At 71.6% G+C, this 18,969-nt stretch carries 20 protein-coding genes and 1 pseudogene; 16 read left to right on the top strand and 5 right to left on the bottom strand.

Going from position 1 to position 18,969, the window contains the following annotated elements; all coding sequences use genetic code 11:
• Positions 1-867: 8-amino-7-oxononanoate synthase (locus ABZ904_RS46345; protein ID WP_361830172.1), on the bottom strand; the 867-nt coding region annotated here is incomplete at its 3' end.
• Positions 868-1,014: 147 nt separating this feature from the next.
• On the opposite strand from ABZ904_RS46345, the gene bioB reads away from it, so the two are divergent.
• From bioB to ABZ904_RS46325, 4 genes are all read left to right on the top strand, one after another.
• Positions 1,015-2,202: a biotin synthase BioB gene (bioB, locus tag ABZ904_RS46340; protein WP_361830170.1), complete on the top strand. Its 1,188-nt coding sequence runs from the start codon at positions 1,015-1,017 to the stop codon at positions 2,200-2,202.
• Positions 2,195-3,475, top strand: coding sequence for an adenosylmethionine--8-amino-7-oxononanoate transaminase (locus tag ABZ904_RS46335; protein ID WP_361000301.1), 1,281 nt, complete (start codon positions 2,195-2,197; stop codon positions 3,473-3,475). The genes bioB and ABZ904_RS46335 overlap by 8 nt, the downstream gene beginning before the upstream one ends.
• A 1-nt stretch (position 3,476) precedes the next feature.
• Positions 3,477-4,193: a dethiobiotin synthase gene (gene bioD, locus ABZ904_RS46330; RefSeq protein ID WP_361000298.1), complete on the top strand. Its 717-nt coding sequence runs from the start codon at positions 3,477-3,479 to the stop codon at positions 4,191-4,193.
• Positions 4,194-4,347: 154 nt separating this feature from the next.
• Positions 4,348-5,001: a class I SAM-dependent methyltransferase gene (locus ABZ904_RS46325; RefSeq protein ID WP_361830167.1), complete on the top strand. Its 654-nt coding sequence runs from the start codon at positions 4,348-4,350 to the stop codon at positions 4,999-5,001.
• On the opposite strand, the gene ABZ904_RS46320 is transcribed toward ABZ904_RS46325, so the two are convergent.
• Both ABZ904_RS46320 and ABZ904_RS46315 read right to left on the bottom strand, forming a co-directional pair.
• Entirely contained in the window at positions 5,002-5,376 is a 375-nt protein-coding gene (locus ABZ904_RS46320; protein WP_359391260.1) for a fic family toxin-antitoxin system, toxin component, read from the bottom strand. It abuts the gene before it with no gap.
• 4 nt (positions 5,377-5,380) lie between these two features.
• Complete coding sequence (locus ABZ904_RS46315; protein WP_361000290.1) at positions 5,381-5,632, bottom strand: toxin-antitoxin system HicB family antitoxin; 252 nt, start codon at positions 5,630-5,632, stop codon at positions 5,381-5,383.
• 198 nt (positions 5,633-5,830) lie between these two features.
• Between ABZ904_RS46315 and ABZ904_RS46310 the strand changes: the two genes are divergently transcribed.
• From ABZ904_RS46310 to ABZ904_RS46275, 8 genes and pseudogenes are all read left to right on the top strand, one after another.
• Complete coding sequence (locus tag ABZ904_RS46310) at positions 5,831-6,640, top strand: ABC transporter ATP-binding protein (RefSeq protein WP_361830164.1); 810 nt, start codon at positions 5,831-5,833, stop codon at positions 6,638-6,640.
• A 20-nt stretch (positions 6,641-6,660) separates the two neighbouring features.
• On the top strand, positions 6,661-9,228 hold the full coding sequence (locus ABZ904_RS46305) for an ABC transporter permease (protein ID WP_361830162.1): 2,568 nt from the start codon (positions 6,661-6,663) through the stop codon (positions 9,226-9,228).
• 43 nt (positions 9,229-9,271) lie between these two features.
• Positions 9,272-10,163: pseudogene (locus ABZ904_RS46300) on the top strand (LLM class F420-dependent oxidoreductase).
• A gap of 56 nt (positions 10,164-10,219) precedes the next feature.
• Positions 10,220-10,723, top strand: a complete 504-nt coding sequence (locus tag ABZ904_RS46295; RefSeq protein WP_361000282.1) for a GNAT family N-acetyltransferase — start codon at positions 10,220-10,222, stop codon at positions 10,721-10,723.
• An 84-nt stretch (positions 10,724-10,807) separates the two neighbouring features.
• On the top strand, positions 10,808-12,136 hold the full coding sequence (locus tag ABZ904_RS46290) for a hemolysin family protein (RefSeq protein WP_359391251.1): 1,329 nt from the start codon (positions 10,808-10,810) through the stop codon (positions 12,134-12,136).
• The gene (locus ABZ904_RS46285; protein ID WP_359391249.1) at positions 12,133-13,164 is read left to right on the top strand and encodes a hemolysin family protein; all 1,032 of its coding nucleotides are present in this window, start codon (positions 12,133-12,135) and stop codon (positions 13,162-13,164) included. Before ABZ904_RS46290 ends, ABZ904_RS46285 begins: the two co-directional genes overlap by 4 nt.
• A gap of 156 nt (positions 13,165-13,320) precedes the next feature.
• On the top strand, positions 13,321-14,103 hold the full coding sequence (locus tag ABZ904_RS46280; RefSeq protein ID WP_359391247.1) for an SGNH/GDSL hydrolase family protein: 783 nt from the start codon (positions 13,321-13,323) through the stop codon (positions 14,101-14,103).
• Between the two features lie 30 nt (positions 14,104-14,133).
• Positions 14,134-14,493 (top strand): DUF4326 domain-containing protein, encoded by a 360-nt coding sequence (locus ABZ904_RS46275; protein ID WP_361830159.1) that lies wholly within the window; start codon positions 14,134-14,136, stop codon positions 14,491-14,493.
• A gap of 142 nt (positions 14,494-14,635) precedes the next feature.
• On the opposite strand, the gene ABZ904_RS46270 is transcribed toward ABZ904_RS46275, so the two are convergent.
• Complete coding sequence (locus ABZ904_RS46270) at positions 14,636-14,833, bottom strand: hypothetical protein (RefSeq protein ID WP_361000274.1); 198 nt, start codon at positions 14,831-14,833, stop codon at positions 14,636-14,638.
• Between the two features lie 185 nt (positions 14,834-15,018).
• Here ABZ904_RS46270 and purB point away from each other — a divergent pair, with 185 nt between their 5' ends.
• On the top strand, positions 15,019-16,461 hold the full coding sequence (gene purB, locus ABZ904_RS46265) for an adenylosuccinate lyase (RefSeq protein ID WP_361000271.1): 1,443 nt from the start codon (positions 15,019-15,021) through the stop codon (positions 16,459-16,461).
• Positions 16,458-17,003 carry a G/U mismatch-specific DNA glycosylase gene (mug, locus tag ABZ904_RS46260; RefSeq protein WP_361000332.1) on the top strand — a complete coding sequence of 182 codons (546 nt, stop codon included), beginning with the start codon at positions 16,458-16,460 and terminating at the stop codon, positions 17,001-17,003. The genes purB and mug overlap by 4 nt, the downstream gene beginning before the upstream one ends.
• A 4-nt stretch (positions 17,004-17,007) precedes the next feature.
• Here mug and ABZ904_RS46255 read toward each other — a convergent pair whose 3' ends face one another.
• Entirely contained in the window at positions 17,008-17,451 is a 444-nt protein-coding gene (locus tag ABZ904_RS46255; RefSeq protein ID WP_359391238.1) for a hypothetical protein, read from the bottom strand.
• Positions 17,452-17,534: 83 nt separating this feature from the next.
• Here ABZ904_RS46255 and ABZ904_RS46250 point away from each other — a divergent pair, with 83 nt between their 5' ends.
• Both ABZ904_RS46250 and ABZ904_RS46245 read left to right on the top strand, forming a co-directional pair.
• Complete coding sequence (locus ABZ904_RS46250) at positions 17,535-17,696, top strand: hypothetical protein (protein ID WP_359391236.1); 162 nt, start codon at positions 17,535-17,537, stop codon at positions 17,694-17,696.
• 67 nt (positions 17,697-17,763) lie between these two features.
• Entirely contained in the window at positions 17,764-18,921 is a 1,158-nt protein-coding gene (locus ABZ904_RS46245) for an ROK family transcriptional regulator (RefSeq protein ID WP_359391234.1), read from the top strand.
• Positions 18,922-18,969 lie beyond the last annotated feature (48 nt).

The raw sequence follows: 18,969 nt of genomic DNA, 5'->3' as shown, positions 1-18,969 counted from the left end.
CTGGCGTCCGTCTGCCAGGAGTTCGAAGCCGGGGTGATCGTCGACGACGCCCATGGACTCGGGGTCCTCGGTGCCGGCGGCCGGGGCGAGACCGGTGTCGAAGATGAACGTCCGGGCCGCGTTGACCAGATGGTCGATCACATAGGCCGGACCGAGGACGGCGCCGCCCTGGCTGCCCAGCGACTTCGACAGGGTCACCGTCACCACCAGGTCCGGCGCGCCCGCGAGCCGCGCCGCGTTCGGAGCGCCCCGGCCCCCGGCACCGAGGACCCCGAGTCCATGGGCGTCGTCGACGATCACCCCGGCTTCGAACTCCTGGCAGACGGACGCCAGTTCGGCCAGCGGTGCGGCATCGCCGTCCACCGAGAACACTGTGTCGGACACCGCGACGGCCGGTCCGGTGTGGGTGGCGAGCGCCTTGCGCACTGCCTCGGGGTCGGCGTGCTCGACCACCTGGGTGGTGCCCCGGGCCAGGCGGCAGCCGTCGATGAGCGATGCGTGGTTGCCCGCGTCGGAGACGATCAGCGAGCCGTGCGGCGCCAGCGCGGTGACCGCCGCGAGGTTGGCCGCGTAGCCGGAGGAGAAGACGAGGGCCGCCTCGAAGCCGCAGAAGTCCGCGAGTTCGCGCTCCAGTTCCCCGTGCAGTTCGGTGGTGCCGGTGACGAGCCGGGAGCCGGTCGAGCCGCCGCCCCACCTCCTGGCCGCCTCCGCCGCGCCCTCGGTCACCTCGGGGTGGCGGGCCAGGCCCAGGTAGTCGTTGCTCGCGAGGTCGAGGAGCGGGGAGTCGGCGGCGCGGGGGCGCAGACTGCGGACGAGTCCGGCCCGGCGGCGCGACCGCGCCTGCTCCTCGATCCACCCGAACGCCATGGGTCCTCCGGTGCTTTTGTAGGCAGTGCACAGACACTAGCCGGACGACCAGCCGCCCAGGGTGTGGCAATACCCACACGTCGAGCGGTGTCTGTTGTGCGATCTCTCCTTGGCCGGGAACGCTTCGGTAGGACAGGATCGGCTCTCATGGACCTGCTGAACACGCTGGTGGACAAGGGGCTTCGGCGCGAGCTGCCGACCCGCGAGGAAGCGCTGGCCGTCCTCGCCACTTCCGACGACGACGTGCTCGATGTGGTGGCCGCGGCCGGCAAGGTGCGCCGCCACTGGTTCGGCCGGCGAGTGAAACTCAACTACCTCGTCAACCTGAAGTCCGGGCTGTGCCCCGAGGACTGCTCCTACTGTTCCCAGCGGCTCGGCTCGAAGGCCGACATCCTGAAGTACACCTGGCTCAAGCCCGACGAGGCCTCGAAGGCCGCGGCGGCGGGCGTCACGGGCGGGGCGAAGCGGGTCTGCCTGGTGGCGAGCGGCCGCGGCCCCACCGACCGGGACGTGGACCGGGTCTCCGACACCATCAGGACCATCAAGGACCAGAACGAGGGCGTGGAGGTGTGCGCCTGCCTCGGTCTGCTCTCCGACGGTCAGGCCGAACGGCTGCGCACGGCGGGTGCCGACGCCTACAACCACAACCTCAACACGTCCGAGGCGACGTACGGGGACATCACCACCACCCACACGTACGCCGACCGGGTCGACACCGTGCACAAGGCGCACGCCGCCGGCCTGTCGGCCTGCTCCGGGCTGATCGCGGGCATGGGTGAGAGCGACGAGGACCTGGTCGACGTCGTCTTCTCGCTGCGGGAGCTGGACCCCGACTCGGTCCCCGTCAACTTCCTGATCCCGTTCGAGGGCACCCCGCTCGCGAAGGAGTGGAACCTCACCCCGCAGCGGTGTCTGCGGATCCTCGCGATGGTGCGTTTCGTGTGCCCGGACGTGGAGGTGCGCATCGCGGGCGGCCGCGAGGTCCATCTGCGGACGCTGCAGCCGCTGGCCCTGCACCTGGCGAACTCCATCTTCCTGGGCGACTACCTGACCAGCGAGGGCCAGGCGGGCAAGGCGGATCTGGAGATGATCGAGGACGCCGGGTTCGAGGTGGAGGGGGCCGGCCAGGTGACGCTCCCCGAGCACCGCGCGGCGGGCGGCTGCGGATCCCACGAGGGCGCCGGCCGCGGATCCCACGAGAGCACGGGATGCGGATCCCAGGAGTCGGCCGGGGTCTACGGATCCGCTGCCGCGCCGCAGGCAGGGGAAGCCCGTACGGACCTGGTGGCCGTACGACGCCGGGGTGCCGGAACGGATCTCGCGCCCAATGCCTGACCTGTCCGTGGGCGAGCTGCTGACGCTGGACCGGCAGCACGTCTGGCATCCGTACGGCCCGATGCCCGGGCGGCAGGAACCGCTCGTCGTGGAGTCGGCGAGCGGGGTGCGCCTGCGCCTCGCCGACGGCTCCGGAGAGCTCATCGACGGCATGTCGTCCTGGTGGTCGGCGATCCACGGCTACAACCACCCGGTGCTCAACAAGGCCGCACACGCGCAGCTGGCGCGGATGAGTCATGTGATGTTCGGCGGGCTCACCCATGAGCCCGCCGTCCGGCTGGCGAAGCTGCTTGTCGATATGTCGCCGAATGGTCTCGAGCATGTGTTCCTCGCTGACTCCGGCTCTGTCTCGGTCGAGGTCGCGGTCAAGATGTGCCTGCAGTACTGGCGTTCGCTCGGCCGCCCCGCCAAGCAGCGGCTGCTGACCTGGCGCGGCGGCTACCACGGCGACACCTGGCACCCGATGTCCGTGTGCGACCCCGAGGGCGGCATGCACGAGCTGTGGCGGGGCGTCCTGCCCCGGCAGCTGTTCACCGGGGCACCGCCCGCCGACTACGAGGAGTCCTACGCCGACCGGTTGCACGCGACGATCGAAGAGCACGCCGACGAACTGGCCGCGGTGATCGTCGAACCGGTGGTGCAGGGCGCCGGCGGGATGCGCTTCCACTCCCCCGCCTATCTTCGGGTGCTGCGCGAGGCGTGCGACGCGCACGACGTGCTGCTCGTGTTCGACGAGATCGCCACCGGGTTCGGGCGCACAGGAGCGCTGTTCGCCGCCGACCACGCGGCGGTCACGCCGGACGTGATGTGCGTGGGCAAGGCGCTGACCGGCGGCTATATGACCATGGCGGCGACGCTGTGCACCCCCCGGGTGGCCGACGGCATCTCCCGCGGCGAGGTCCCGGTGCTCGCGCACGGCCCCACCTTCATGGGCAACCCGCTGGCGGCCGCCGTGGCCTGCGCCTCCATAGAACTGCTGCTCGGTCAGGACTGGCAGTCGGAGGTCAAGCGGATCGAGACGGGTCTGCGGGAGGGGCTCGCCGAGGCGGCGTCCGTGCCGGGGGTGCGCGATGTGCGGATCCTCGGCGCCATCGGTGTCCTCCAGCTCGACCACGAGGTGGACATGGCGGCGGCGACGCGGGCCGCGGTACGCGAGGGTGTGTGGTTGCGGCCCTTCCGCGACCTCGTCTACGCCATGCCGCCCTATGTGACGGCTGACGCGGACGTGGCACGGATCGCGCGCGCGATGTGCGCGGCGGCACAGGAGGGCTGACATGTCGGTAGTGGTCATCACAGGGACCGGGACTGAGATCGGCAAGACGGTCACGACCGCGGCCGTCGCGGCGGCGGCCCTCGCTGCCGGGCGGTCCGTCGCCGTCCTCAAGCCCGCGCAGACGGGCGTGGGGGCCGGGGAGCGCGGTGACGCCGCGGAGGTGGCCCGTCTCGCGGGCGCCGTGACGACGCGTGAACTGGCCCGGTATCCCGAGCCGTTGGCGCCCGCGACGGCGGCCCGGCGGGCCGGGATGCCGTCCGTGCGGCCGCACGAGGTGGCGGAGGCGGCTGCCAAACTGGCCACCGAACACGACCTGGTGCTCATCGAGGGGGCGGGCGGCCTGCTCGTACGGTTCGACGACGAGGGCGGCACCCTGGCGGACGCGGCCGCGCTGCTGGCGGCACCGGTCCTGGTGGTCGCGCCCGCGGGCCTCGGCACACTGAACGCGACCGAGCTGACCGCGCGCGAACTGTGGCACCGGCGGCTGGACTTGGCCGGTGTGGTCATCGGCAGCTGGCCCGACGACGCCGACCTGGCCTCCCGGTGCAACCTCGCCGACCTCCCGGTGGTGGCCGGGGCGCCACTGCTCGGCGCGCTGCCCGCGGGCGCCGGTTCGTACGCTCCCGCCGCCTTCCGTGGCGCGGCACCGAACTGGCTGGCGCCCCGGCTGGGCGGGACGTGGGACGCGGAGACGTTCACCTCGGCGTTCGCGCCGTAGCCGCAGGGACGGGCAGGCGCTCACGCCACGGCGGCGGGCCGGTGTGCAGGGGAGGCGTTCGCCGTACGGCCCGGGCGTGCGTCAGCGGGTCGGGTCCGGGGGACAATTCCGGTAACGTCGGCCTTGCCCCCAGGGAGGCCCGGCATGCCGGTTCGTGCCCCCCGAGGACGTCGTCCACCATCCCCTCTACGCCCGGTTCTACGCCCGGTTCAGCGTGACCGCCGATCGGGGCCTGGGTCCGCACCGCACGGCACTCCTCGCCGGTCTTTCGGGGCGGGTGATCGAGATCGGCGCGGGCAACGGCCTGAACTTCGCGCACTGTCCGGGCGCGGTGGCCGAGGTGATGGCCATCGAGCCGGAGCGTGCGCTGCGGCAGCCCGCGGTGACCGCCGCCCTGCGCGTCGACGTACCGGTGGATGTGGTGCCGGGTGCGGCGGAGGCGCTGCCGGTGAAGAGCGAGGCCTTCGACGCGGCGGTCGTGTCGCTGGTGTTGTGCAGCGTGCGCGATGTCCCGCGCGCTCTGGCGGAGATCAGGCGCGTGCTGCGGCCGGGTGGTGAGCTGCGCTTCCTCGAGCACGGCCGGGGCGGCGGGCGCGTGACGGACATCGCCCGGCGGGCGCTGGACCGCACCGTGTGGCCGCGGCTGTTCGGCGGCTGCCGCCTCGACCGGGAGCCGGTCGCCGCGATCAGATCCGCGGGCTTCGAACTGGGGCCCTACCGGCGCGTGTCGGTACCCGCCCAAGGCCCCGTGGTGCCCTCTTCGCACTGTGTGCTGGGCACGGCCCGGCGGCCCGCTTCCGAGGGGTAGTCACAGGCTCCACTGGCGCAGTTCCTCGGTGATGTCGTGTACCGACGCCTCACCGCTCTTGACCAGCCGGGCCAGATCCCGCACCTGTTCCGGCGAGGTGGCGACCTTGACGCCGCTGGCGACCAGATATCCGTAGGCGACCGCGGATGCGAACAGCGCGTTGGAGCGCTCCAGCGCCGGGACGTGCAGCAGCAGTTGGAGCAGGGCGGCGGCGCGGGCGTGCGGGGTGTCGTAGACGGGGACGCCGAATATCTCCGCCTCGTGCCGGCTGACCGCGGCGACCAGCGCGCCCCAGTCCGTGACCTGGGGGTCCCCGGGTGTCTTCTGTTCTGCGACCATCAGCAGCCAGGCGAGGTCGATTCTGAGGTTGTCCAACGGATCAGCGACGACCTTCGCTCCGGCGCTCACCCGAGCCCTCGCGGGCGGCGCCGAACTCCTCGGCGAAGACGGACTCGTACTGCTTCATGAAGTCGGCGGTGGCCTCGACGAAGGTGTGACCGACTTCCCCGGTGTCCTGCCGGACCAGTTCTTCTATGTAGCGGTTGACGCTCATGCCACGTTCCAGGGCACGCTCGCGGGCGGCGCGGGCGGTGTCCTCGTCCACCCTCACGTTCAGCTGAGTCTTCGCCATGCCTTCAAAGCTAGCGCCCAGGTGCTAGTAACGGCAAGAGCGCAGTCCAGGTCCACCCACAGGATGGAAAGTGCCCCTTACACCGGCATCAGGGAGTCGGGACTTCGGGGGGATACCGGCTGTGGGGTGCGCCACACTACTCTCGGCCGGATCGGGGAAGACGGGAACATCGGGACGTTCACGAGCGAGGAGGCGGACTTGTCCACTACTGCTGCCGAGCACGCCCGGGGCCGCGCGGAGGCGGACGGGATCGCCGCCCGCGCCCGGGGCCTGACCAAGGCGTACGGCTCGGGTGAGACGGCGGTGCTCGCCCTCGACGCGGTCGATGTGGACATCGCACGCGGCCGCTTCACCGCGGTCATGGGACCCTCGGGTTCCGGGAAGTCCACGCTGATGCACTGCCTCGCGGGCCTCGACACCGTGTCGGCCGGACAGGTATGGCTCGGCGACACGGAGATCACGGGCCTGAAGGACCGCGAACTGACCCGGCTGCGCCGGGACCGTATCGGATTCATGTTCCAGTCCTTCAATCTCATCCCGACCTTGAACGCGATCGAGAACATCACGCTCCCGATGGACATCGCGGGCCAGAAGCCCGACCAGAAGTGGCTGGACCAGGTGATCGACACTCTCGGGTTGCGGGACCGCCTGAAACACCGGCCGGCCCAGCTGTCCGGCGGCCAGCAGCAGCGCGTCGCCTGCGCCCGGGCGCTCGCCTCCCGCCCGGAACTGATCTTCGCGGACGAGCCCACGGGCAACCTGGACTCCCGGGCGGGCCTCGAGGTGCTGGGCTTTCTGCGGGACGCGGTGGACCGGCTGGGGCAGACCGTCGTCATGGTCACGCATGATCCGGGCGCGGCCGCCCACTCCGACCTGGTGCTGTTCCTGGCGGACGGGCGGATCGTGGACAGAATGGAACGGCCGACCGCGGACGCGGTGCTGGAGCGCATGAAGCGTTTCGACACGATCCGGGCGACCTACGACGACACCTCCGACCGCGAGCACTGAGGACCGGGGACTGGGGCACCGTGCTGAAGGCGACTCTGCGCAGCTTCCTCGCGCACAAGGGACGGCTCGCGCTCTCCGCGCTGGCCGTCCTCCTGTCCGTGGCGTTCGTCGCGGGCAGCCTGATCTTCTCGGACACCGTCACGCGGACCTTCGACCGGTTGTTCGCCTCCACGGCCGCCGATGTGACCGTCGGCCCCAAGGAGGACCTGACGTCGCAGGTGCCGTCCGGTGTGACGCCGACCGTCCCCGCCGCACTGGCCGCCCAGGTGGCCAAGGTCGACGGCGTCGCGGCCACCCATGTGGACGCCGCTGTCCAGAACATCACGGTCGTCGACAGCAAGAACGAGCCCGTGGGCCCGACCACCGGCGCGCCCACCATCGCCAAGAACTGGTACGTCACCGAGAGAAGCCCGGTCAAACTGACGTCCGGGCACCCGCCGCAGGGCCCCGATGAGGCGCTCCTCGACGCGGACACCGCCGAGCACAAGAACGTGAAGATCGGCGACACGCTGACCGTCCTCGCCCGGCCCGGCTCGTTCAAGGTACGGATCGTCGGCATCGCCACCTTCACGACCACCAACCCGGGCGCCGCGCTGGTGTTCCTCGACACGCCGACCGCCCAGGCCAAGCTGCTCGGCAACCCCTCGGCGGCCACGAGCATCGCGGTCGACGCGGCACCCGGGGTCGGTGACGCACAGCTCAAGCAGCGGGTCGCGGCGGCGCTCCACTCCTCCGCCTACGACCTCAAGACGGCGAGCGAACAGGCCAAGTCGAACACCGACCAGCTCGGCGCCTTCCTCGACGTGATCAAGTACGTGATGCTCGGATTCGCCGGCATCGCCGTGCTCGTGGGTGTGTTCCTGATCGTCAACACGTTCTCGATGCTCATCGCCCAGCGCACCCGCGAACTGGGGCTGCTGCGCGCCCTGGGGGCGGACCGGCGGCAGGTGCGCCGGTCCGTGCTGACGGAGGCGCTGCTGCTCGGGCTGGCCGGCTCGACACTCGGGCTCGCCGCGGGCATCGGCCTGGCGGCCGGGCTCATCCGGTTGATGAGCGCGTTCGGCATGAACCTGAAGTCCACCGAGATGGTGATCAACTGGCCGACTCCCGTCGCCGCCTACGCGGTCGGGGTCGGGGTGACCTTCGTGGCCGCCTACCTCCCGGCGCGGCGCGCGGCCGCCGTCTCGCCCATGGCGGCCCTGTCGGACGCGGAGGTCGCCGGTGTCGGGCGGCCGTTGAGGGTCCGGGCGGTGGCCGGCGCGATCGTCGGCGCGCTCGGCGTGGCCGCCCTCGCGGGATGCGCCCGGGCCACGAAGACCGCGCCGGCCGCCTCGCTGCTCGGGCTCGGCGTGGTCCTCACGCTGGTCGCGACCGTCATCGCGGGGCCGCTGCTCGTGCGGCCGGTGATCCGCGTCCTGGGCGGGGCCTTCCCCGCCGTGTTCGGTTCGGTCGGGCGGATGAGCCAGCGCAACGCCCTGCGCAATCCGCGCCGCACCGGTGCCACCGCCTCCGCGCTGATGGTGGGGCTCGCGCTGGTCGGCGGGATGTCGGTGGCGAGCGCGTCCATGTCCAAGTCGTTCGACCAGCAGATCGACAAGACGCTGGGCGCCGACTTCGTGGTGCAGAACGCCAACTTCCAGCCCTTCCCGCAGGAGATCACCGACCGGTTGCGCGCCACGGACGGTGTGGGGCTCGTGGTCCGCCAGCGGTTCACACCCGTCGCGGTACGGCTGCCGGACGGCCGGCGTGTCGAGACCACCGCCGCGGGCTACGACCCCCGGCTCGACGACGTCGCCCACATCGCCTACACGCAGGGCGACACGGCCACCGCGCTCGCCGAGGGTGCCCTCGCGATGGACGCGAAGTTCGCGAAGAGCCACGGCGTCCGCCTGGGCAGCGCACTCCCCGTCGAGTTCCCGGCCGGGCACCGCACCGCACTGAAGGTGGGCGCACTGACCGACCAGGGCGGTTCCGGCGGCTTCGGCACTCAGGGCGGGCTGTACTTCGGCATGGCGACGCTCCAGAAGTACGTTCCCGAGGGGCAGGACTCCGGCCTGTATGTGAACGCCGCGCCCGGCACGCCGAAGGACCAGCTTCGGTCCCGGCTGGAGAAGACCCTCGCCCCGTACCCGCAGGTCCAGGTCCGCGACCAGGCCGACTACAAGAAGCTGGTGCACGACCAGATCGCGGTGCTGCTCTACCTCGTGTACGCGCTGCTCGGGCTGGCGATCGTCATCGCCGTCCTCGGCGTGGTCAACACCCTGGCTTTGTCGGTCGTCGAGCGCACCCGTGAGATCGGTCTGCTGCGGGCCATCGGACTCGGCCGCCGCCAGCTGCGACGCATGATCCGGCTGGAGTCGGTGGTGATCGCCGTGTTCGGGGCCGTGCTCGGGCTCGCACTGGGGCTGGTGTGGGGCGTGTGCACCCAGCAGGTGCTCGCGCTGCAGGGCATGAAGGCGCTGGCGATCCCCTGGAGCACGATCGTCGCCGTGGTGGTGGGTTCGGCGGTCGTGGGTGTGGTGGCGGCCCTGCTGCCGGCATTGCGAGCGTCGCGCATGAATGTGCTGGCGGCGATCGCGCACGAATGATGTACTCGGCACACATCAAGTCGCGCTCGGCCGAGGAGAGTTCGTGCCACGTCCGTTCCGCTTCGGCGTCAACCTGCTCGAACCCGCGCCGGCCGGCGAGTGGCGGGACACGTGCCGGCGCGCCGAGGAACTCGGCTACGACGTCATCCTTCGTCCCCGACCACCTCGGCCTTCCGGCCCCGTTCCCGGCGCTCGTCGCGGCGGCCGAGGCGACGGAGCGTCCACGGGTCGGCACGTTCGTGCTCAACGCCGGATTCTGGAATCCGGCGCTGCTGGCCCGCGAGGTGGCGACCACCGACGCACTGACCGGCGGCCGTCTCGAACTCGGTCTCGGCAGCGGATACGTACAGGCCGAACACGACCGGGCGGGCCTGCCGTACGGCTCGCCGGGCGAGCGCGTGGACCGTCTGCGCCGCACGGTGGAGGAACTGGGCCGGCTGCTCGGTGGTGAGGAGCACCGGCCCCGGCCGGTGCAGCGGCCCCGGGTGCCGCTGCTGATCGGAGCGGGCGGCGACCGGATGCTGAGGCTGACCGCAGAGCACGCCGACATCGCGGCGTTCACCGGCGTGCGCTCGGTGCCGGGGAGCACGACGGGGCGGCTCGCACCGCTCACGGCCGAGGAACTCGACGGGCGCGTGGCCCTGTACCGGAAGCTGGCCGAGGGCCGTGCGCAGCCGGCCGAGCTGAACCTGCCCATCCAGCTGGTCGCCATCACCGAGGACCGCGCGGCCGCGGTGCGTCCGCTCGTGGACCGCGCCCCGGACCTGAGCCTTGAACAAGCACTGGGGCTGCCCGTCGTCCTGCTCGGCACGCTGGACCAGATCGTCGAGCAGGTCCGGGACCGGCGCAGGCGGTACGGGTTCTCCTACCTGACCGTCCTGGAGCCGCACATGGAGGCGTTCGCGCCGGTGATCGAGGCCCTGCGCGGCGAGTAGCCGTCCGTATGCCGGAATTCCGGGTATCCGGCGGCGACGCGTGCTGTGATCACCACATGACCGATCTCCGGATACGGGCCGCCCGGCCCGAGGACCTGGACGGCGTGCTCTCCTTCTGGAAGACGGCCGCCGAGGGCACGAGCATCAGCGACGACCGCGACGGTGTGGAGCGGCTGCTCGCCCGCGATCCCGAGGCGCTGATCCTCGTCGAGGAGGGCGGCGCCCTGGTGGGCACCGTGATCGCGGGCTTCGACGGCTGGCGCTGCCATCTGTACCGGCTCGCGGTGCACCCCGACCGGCGGCGGCAGGGCATCGGCTCGGCACTGCTCGCCGCGGCGGAGGAACGGTTCGTGCGGCTCGGCGGACGCCGTGGGGACGCGATGGTGCTCCAGCGCAATGAGACCGCCCACCATGCGTGGCGGGCGGCCGGGTACATGCCGGAGGAGCACTGGCGTCGCTGGGTGAAGCTCCTGGGAGTAACGACTTTGCCGATCCTTTACCATGAAGAGGTCAAGCGTTCCACCGGACGGGTCAACTCGTCCCACCATGGAAAGGTGTGAGCGTCCGCCGATGGGCGAGCCTCTCAGTAGCCGACCTCGCGCGGTCCCCACGTCCCGGACCGATCCTGGGACAGAGGTGACCCGATGACCGAAGTGCTGTTCCTGCTGGTGGCGGTGGCGCTCTCGCTCGCCTGCGGCGGCTTCGTCGCGGCGGAGTTCTCGCTCACCACCGTCGAGCGCAGCGCCCTCGAGGATGCCGCGCGGCACGGTGAGCGCGGCGCTGCCGGCGCGCTCAAGGCCGTACGAAGCCTGACCTTCCAGCTGTCCGGAGCGCAGCTCGGCATCACGGTCACCAATCTGGTGGTCGGCATGCTCTCCGAGCCGTCGATCGCGAGGCTCCTCGCGGGCCCGCTCCGTTCGCTGGGGCTGTCCCGCTCCGCGGCCATGTCCGTCGCCCTGGTCGTCGGCACGGGTCTGTCGACCCTGTTCCTGATGGTGGTCGGCGAGCTGGTGCCCAAGAACTGGGCCATCTCCTCACCGCTGGCCGTGGCCAAGCGGGCCGGGTCGCCGCTGCGCTGGTTCAGCGCCGCCTTCCGGCCTTTCATCACCCATCTGAACAACGGGGCCAACCGCGTCGTCCGCCGCTTCGGCATCGAGCCCGCCGAGGAACTGGCCTCCGCGCGCGGGCCCCAGGAGCTGGTGGCACTCGCCCGGCACTCCGCGAAAGAGGGCGCCCTGGAGGCGGACACCGCGGAGCTGTTCGTCCGCACCCTCAACCTCGCCGACCTCACCGCGGAGAACGTGATGACTCCGCGTGTCCAGGTCGTCGCCCTCGAGGTCCAGGCGAGCTGCGAGGACGTGGCCAACGCGACCCGCGCGACGGGCCTGTCGCGCTTCCCGGTCTACCGCAGCAGCCTCGACTCGGTCGTGGGCATCGCCCACATCAAGGACGTCGTGGCCATCCCGGCCGAGGAGCGGCCGCACTGTCCTGTCGCACAGGTGATGCGCGAACCGCTGTTCGTGCCCACGTCCCTCACCGTCGACAGGCTGCTGGACCGGCTCTCCGGCAAGATCGCCATGGCCGTCGTCATCGACGAGTACGGGGGAACCGCCGGAGTGGTCACGCTGGAGGACATCGTCGAGGAGGTCGTCGGGGAGGTGCGCGACGAGCACGACCCGCAGGAGGCGCCGGACCTGGCGCCGGCCGGCACGGACGAGTCCGGCCGTGCGCTGTTCCGGGCCGACGGCTTCGCCCGCATCGACCAGCTCGCCCGTGTCGGGCTGCGGGTGCCCGAGGGCCCCTACGAGACGCTGGCCGGTCTCATCGCAGCCGAGCTCGGCCGGATACCGGTCAAGGGCGACAGCGTGGAGGTCGCCGGCTGGCGCCTCGACGTGGTGGACGCCTCGGGACGCAGGGCCGCGCGGGTTCACCTGCACAAGCCGGCCACCGCCTTGCGGGAGGAGGACCGGTGACGATCGTCCAGTTGCTCATCGGCCTGCTGACGCTGGTCGGGAACGCCTTCTTCGTGGGCGGCGAGTTCGCCCTGATCTCGGTCCGCCGCAGCCAGATCGAGCCCCGCGCCGAGGCGGGCGACCGGCGTGCCCGCAGCGTGCTGTGGGGTCTGGAGCATGTGTCGGCACTGCTCGCGGCCGCACAGCTCGGCATCACCCTGTGCACCCTGGTCCTCGGTGTCGTCGCCGAACCCGCGATCGAACATCTGCTGGAGCCCGGGTTCCACGCCGTGGGTATCCCGTCGGGTGCGGGCCGCGTGGTGTCGTTCGTGATCGCGCTGACGCTGGCGACCTATCTGCACATGCTGTTCGGCGAGATGGTGCCCAAGAACATCGCGCTCGCCGAACCGGTGCGTCTGGCCCTGCTGCTCGGGCCTCCGCTGGTCGGCCTGTCCCGGGCCCTGCGCCCGGTGATCTTCACGGTGAACGCCTTCGCGAACACCCTGCTGACGCTGATGCGCGTCGAGACCAGGGACGAGGTCTCGGCCACCTTCTCGGACGACGAGCTGGCCCGCCTCGTCAAGGACTCCACCGAGGCGGGGCTCATCGACGACCGCGCCCGGGAGCGGCTGCACGACGCCCTGGAGCTGGGCCGTATGCGCGTGCGCGACGTACTGGTGCCACTCGAACGTGTGGTCTACGCACGCGTGGGCGTGACGCCGGAGGAACTGGAGGGGCTCTCCGCCGAGTCCGGGTTCTCCCGCTTCCCGGTCGTGGACGAGAACCGCCGGATCGTCGGGTATCTGCACGTCAAGGACGCGCTGGACGCCCTGCCCCGGGACCGGCCCTTCCAGCGGCAGGACATCCGTCCCGTCCCCCGGGTGCGCGAGGACACTCCGCTGGACGACGTGCTCACGGCGATGCGCCGCGACCGTACGCACCTGGCGGGGGTGACCGGTGAGGACGGACGGCTGGTGGGCCTGGTGACGATGGAGGACGTACTGCGGGAGCTGTTCGGCCAGGCGAGCGAACCCGGACCGGCCGCCTGACCCGAACCCCGCCCCGGGCGAGCCGCGCGAACCTGTCCCCCGGGCGCCGCAGGCCCTCCCCGCCTGGTGCGTGTGGGGGCCGAGCGGCCACGGGACCGGGGGTGTACGGGGCGACCGACCGTGGGGTATGCCACGCGGGATAGCATCAGCCACGCCATGCACACGAACCCCACATATACGAGCCTGGTCGCCGTCGGCGACTCCTTCACCGAAGGCATGTCGGACCTGCTGCCCGACGGCTCCTACCGCGGCTGGGCGGATGTCCTGGCAGGCCGGATGGCCGCACAGACGCCTGGATTCCGGTACGCCAATCTCGCCGTGCGGGGCAAGCTGATCGGGCAGATCGTCGACGAGCAGATCGACCTGGCCGCGGCGATGCGGCCCGACGTGATCACACTGGTCGGCGGACTGAACGACACGCTGCGTCCCCGGTGCGACATGGGACGCGTACGGGGGTTGCTGACGGAGGCCGTGGAGCGTCTGGCCCCGGCGTGCAAGCAGCTCGTCCTGATGCGCAGCCCCGGACGCCAGGGCCCGGTCCTCGAGCGCTTCCGCCCCCGTATGGAAGAGCTGTTCGCCTGCATCGACGAGCTCGCCGAGCGAAACGGCGCGCTCGTGGTCGACCTCTACGGCGCGGCATCACTCGCCGACCCCCGTATGTGGGACGTGGACCGGCTGCATCTGACGGCGGACGGACACCGCCGGGTGGCCGAAGCCGTGTGGCAGACGCTCGGGTACGAAGCGGAGGATACGGAGTGGCGCACGCCGCTGCCCGTGTCCGCGCCGCCGAACTGGGTGACCCGGCGGACCGCCGACATCCTCTTCACCCGGCAGCATCTGCTGCCCTGGATAGGCCGGCGGCTGACGGGTCGCTCCTCGGGCGACGGCCGTCCGGCCAAGCGCCCGGAGCTGCTGCCCTACGAGGGGCCGGCCGCGTAGGGACACGCAACGCTTCGAAGGGAGTCGTGTGTGATCACCGAGGTGATCAACCTCAAAGGCCGCATTCAGGAGTTCGGTTCCCGGCTGGAACACTCACCCGAGGAAGTCGTCTACATCGGCCGCCGCCTCACCCGGGGCGGCTGGGACCTCCGACAGCACCCGCTCTACAACCCCTTCCAGATCGACACCGCCAAGAAGAAGCACGACGGGACGCGGGCCGAGGTGATGGCCAAGTACCGGAAGTATCTGATGGCACGCCCCGACCTGCTGGAGCTCGTGCCCGCACTGAGGGGCAGGACGCTCGCGTGCTGGTGCGCGCCCGAGCTGTGCCACGGGGACATCCTGGCGGAGGTCGCGGACTCCTCGAAACGCCCGGCACACCGGCGGTAGCCCGGGGCCACCACCGCGGCCCCCCGGCGGCCCGTGTCGCGAGGCAGCCGGCGCCGGTGCACGCCGCGGCGCCGACGGTGCGGAGATGCGCCGGCCTCTGCCGTCCGCACCGGCAGCTGCGGCCTGGGGACGGTGAACGGACTCAGCCCGAGCCGATCGGCACCACGTCCTCGTGACCCACGTCCGGCTCGGGACCCGCCGGCCGGAGAGTCTGCTCGGTTCCCTGCCGCGGCAGCGGCTTCTTCCGGGCCATTCCAGCGGCGGCGCGAGCCAGCTGCGCCTGCAGCTGGTCGTACGCTGCCGCCCCTGACAGCTCCCGCAACCTACGGCTTCTGCTCATACAAGCTCAACGCCCCCACCCCATCGGCCGTCACCGCCGTTCGGCCGAACGGGGCACGTCGTGCACGGGCCGGCCGGCTGCTCTCCCGGCCGCCCGGGACGGGGCCCCTTCGCAGCCGCTGACCTGGCTCGGTGCGCGTATGGACGCGCCGGACCCCTGATGGACGGCGGGTAAACTCCGTGTACGTGACTGCTGCGCCCGCAAAGCCCCGTATCCCGAACGTCCTCGCCGGACGCTACGCCTCCGCCGAGCTCGCCACGCTCTGGTCGCCCGAGCAGAAGGTGAGGCTGGAGCGACAGCTCTGGCTCGCCGTGCTGCGGGCCCAGAAGGACCTGGGGATCGAGGTGCCGGACGCGGCGATCGCCGACTATGGGCGTGTGCTCGACCAGGTCGACCTCGCCTCGATCGCCGAACGCGAGAAGGTCACCCGGCACGATGTGAAGGCGCGGATCGAGGAGTTCAACGCTCTGGCCGGGCACGAGCATGTGCACAAGGGCATGACCTCCCGCGACCTGACGGAGAACGTCGAGCAGCTGCAGATCCGGCTCTCCCTTGAGCTGATGCGCGACCGTACGGTGGCCGTGCTGGCGCGTCTCGGCAAGCTCGCCGCCGAGTACGGCGAGCTGGTCATGGCGGGCCGCTCGCACAACGTCGCCGCGCAGGCCACCACTCTCGGCAAGCGTTTCGCGACCGCCGCCGACGAGCTGCTGGTCGCCTTCGGCCGGGTCGAGGAGCTGCTCGTCCGGTACCCGCTGCGCGGTGTCAAGGGACCCGTCGGCACGGCGCAGGACATGCTCGACCTGCTCGGCGGCGACGCCACGAAGCTCGCCGAGCTGGAGCAGCGGATCGCCGACCACCTGGGCTTCTCGAAGGCCTTCACCTCGGTCGGCCAGGTCTACCCCCGCTCGCTCGACTACGAGGTCGTCACGGCGCTGGTGCAGCTGGCCGCGGCGCCGTCCTCGCTGGCGAAGACGATCCGGCTGATGGCCGGACACGAGCTGGTGACCGAGGGCTTCAAGCCCGGCCAGGTCGGCTCCTCCGCGATGCCGCACAAGATGAACACCCGCTCCTGCGAGCGCGTCAACGGCCTGATGGTCGTCCTGCGCGGCTACGCCTCCATGACCGGTGAGCTGGCGGGCGACCAGTGGAACGAGGGTGACGTGTCCTGTTCGGTGGTACGCCGGGTGGCGCTGCCGGACGCGTTCTTCGCACTGGACGGTCTGCTCGAGACGTTCCTGACGGTGCTCGACGAGTTCGGCGCCTTCCCGGCGGTCATCGCGCGGGAGCTCGACCGCTACCTCCCCTTCCTCGCCACCACGAAGGTGCTCATGGCCTCGGTGCGCGCGGGCGTCGGCCGTGAGGTCGCACACGAGGCCATCAAGGAGAACGCCGTGGCCTGCGCCCTCGCCATGCGTGAGCAGGGCGCGGAGCGCAATGAGCTGCTGGACAGGCTGGCCGCGGACGAGCGCATCCCGCTGGACCGCAGGGGGTTGGACGCGCTGATGGCGGACAAGCTGTCCTTCACGGGTGCCGCGGCCGACCAGGTCGGCGCGGTCGTCGGCCGGGTCGAGGAGCTGCTGAAGCAGCACCCGGAGGCCGCCGGCTACACCCCGGGGGCGATCCTCTGACCCGGCTCACCCCGGCGGAACTGGAGGCCGCCCGCGACCGTCTGGTACCGGACGTGGTCGCGGACGGCCTCAAGGTCCTTTTCTGCGGTATCAATCCCGGTCTCATGACAGCGGCCACCGGCCATCACTTCGCGCGCCCCGGCAACCGCTTCTGGCCTGTGCTCCACCTCTCGGGCTTCACCCCACGGCTGCTGCGGCCTTCGGAGCAGGCCGAGTTGCTCTCCTACGGACTCGGTATCACCAATGTGGTGGCGCGGGCGACCGCGCGGGCCGACGAGTTGACCGCCGAGGAGTACCGGGAGGGCGGGCGTGTTCTGAGCACCAAGGTCGCGCAGCTTGGGCCCCGTTGGCTGGCGGTCGTAGGAGTCACCGCGTACCGGGCGGCCTTCGGCGACCGTCGGGCCGTAGTCGGTCCGCAGGAGCGGACGATCGCGTCGAGCCGTGTGTGGGTGCTGCCCAACCCCAGCGGTCTGAACGCTCACTGGACGGCGGCGACGATGGCGGAGGAGTTCGCACGGCTGCGCACGGCCGCCGAGCACTAGCCGGTCAGAGCGGGTCCCGGTCCGTGACGGCGGCCAGGAGCCGTATCTCGTCCGTCCGGTCGCGCTCGGCCACCCCGAGGGCGACCCAGCGGCCCGTATCCCCCGCCTCCCAGAGGTAGACGTCATCCACGAGGTCGCTGAGCGTCGCCCAGGGCTCCGGTATCTCCTCGCCGCGTGCCCTGCGCACACCCACCGTCAGCAGTCCCCAGCGGTGCGCCTGTCCCCATCGGTCGTCCAGCCGCTGGGCTATGGCCTCTTTCCAGGCGTGGAAGTCGTCCGCCGTCCGTTCCCGATCCGCGCCGTCGCCCGTTGCGAGACCGACGCTCGCCGCCAAAACGGCCACCTGGAAGCCGGGTCCTGCGAACCCCTCGTCCGACCCGCCGCGCAGCGCGGGGAACTCCCGCGCGCACAGCACGTCGATCGCATCCAGGAACTGCTCGATGGTCATATGTCCAGTAGACCAGTTCCCACTGACAATTGGCGTGGTGTCAGTGGCCCTGTGAGGTGCGCACATCGATAATCCGGGGCGCTGTGTTCGCGCAACAGGGCCGCCCCGCCCGCACCCCACGCGCCGTCCGGGGCCGGCACCGGCTGCCGGCCGTCGCCGCCGGGACGGTGGAGTCGTACGGCGGCGTCCTCGGCGCGGCCGCGGACGACACGTCCCCGGTTCTGATCCGCTCAGATGGTGCCTGACCCTCGCGAGTGTGCGCGGCGCCGAGTACGATCCGCCCAACACGCGCACGAGCTGGGAGGACGGACGTTGGGGCGGCTGACCGGCGGGGACCCCTCTCTGCTGAGAAGGATCAACTCGGCGGTGGTGCTGCATGCGCTGCGCGCCGCGGACTGCGCGACGCTCACCGAGATCACCCGGGTGACCGGGCTGTCCCGGCCGACCGTCGAGGGCGTCGTGGAGGGACTGATCGAAGCCGGGCTGGTGGTGGAGCAGGCGGCCGAGGAGGGCGCCGCCCGCCGGCAGGGGCGGCCGGCGCGCCGGTTCCGGTTCCGTGCGGAGGCGGGCCATCTGCTGGGCCTGGACGTCGGCGCACACCGGGTGACGGCGGTGCTCGCCGATCTCGACGGCCGGGAGCTGGGCACCCTGTCCAAGGAGGTCTCGGAGGCGGCTTCGGCTGACGAGCGTCTGGAACGGCTGCGGAGCACGGTCGCCGAGCTGTTGCGCAGGGCGGGTGTCGCCCGCGACTCGCTGCGCGCGGTCGGCGTGGGCAGCCCCGGGATCGTCGAGGCCGACGGCACCGTGCGTCTGGGTACGGCGCTGCCCGACTGGACCGGTCTGAAACTGGGGGATCGGCTCAGCCGCTCCTTCAAGTGCCCGGTGCTGGTGGAGAACGACGCCAACGCCGCGGCCGTCGCCGAGCACTGGAAGGGCGCGGCCGCCGAGTCCGACGACATTGTGTTCGTGCTGGCCGGGCTGAGCCCCGGCGCCGGTTCGCTGATCGGTGGGCGGCTGCACCGCGGCTACGGCGGCGCGGCCGGGGAGATCGGCGCACTGCACCTGCTGGGCCGCGGAGCCACTCCCGAGACGCTGCTGTCGACCACGGACGAGCCGCTGCAGCCGCTCGACGAGCAGCAGGTCGCCGATGTGTTCGCGCTCGCCCGCGAGGGCGACCAGCGGGCCCGCGCGGCCGTGGACCGCTTCATCCAGCGGCTCGTGCACGACGTGGCGGCGCTCGTCCTCGCGCTCGACCCCGAACTGGTCGTCATCGGCGGCTGGGCGGCGGGCCTGGACGGCGTACTGGACCCGCTGCGCGACGAGCTGGACCGCTACTGTCTGCGCCCTCCGAAGGTGGCGCTGTCGCACCTGGGCGAGGCCGCGGTGGCGACGGGTGCCCTGCGGCTGGCACTGGACCATGTGGAGGAGGAGCTGTTCGCGGTGGAGGGCACGGTGACCGCGCGGCGCTGACCCGGCCCTGCGACGCGTCGGGGGGCGCGGCCGCGGGGGGCGGCGGGG

The organism is Streptomyces sp. NPDC046900, from assembly GCF_040644975.1.
Classification (GTDB): Bacteria; Actinomycetota; Actinomycetes; order Streptomycetales; family Streptomycetaceae; genus Streptomyces.
This window is presented reverse-complemented; position numbering and strand designations above follow the sequence as displayed.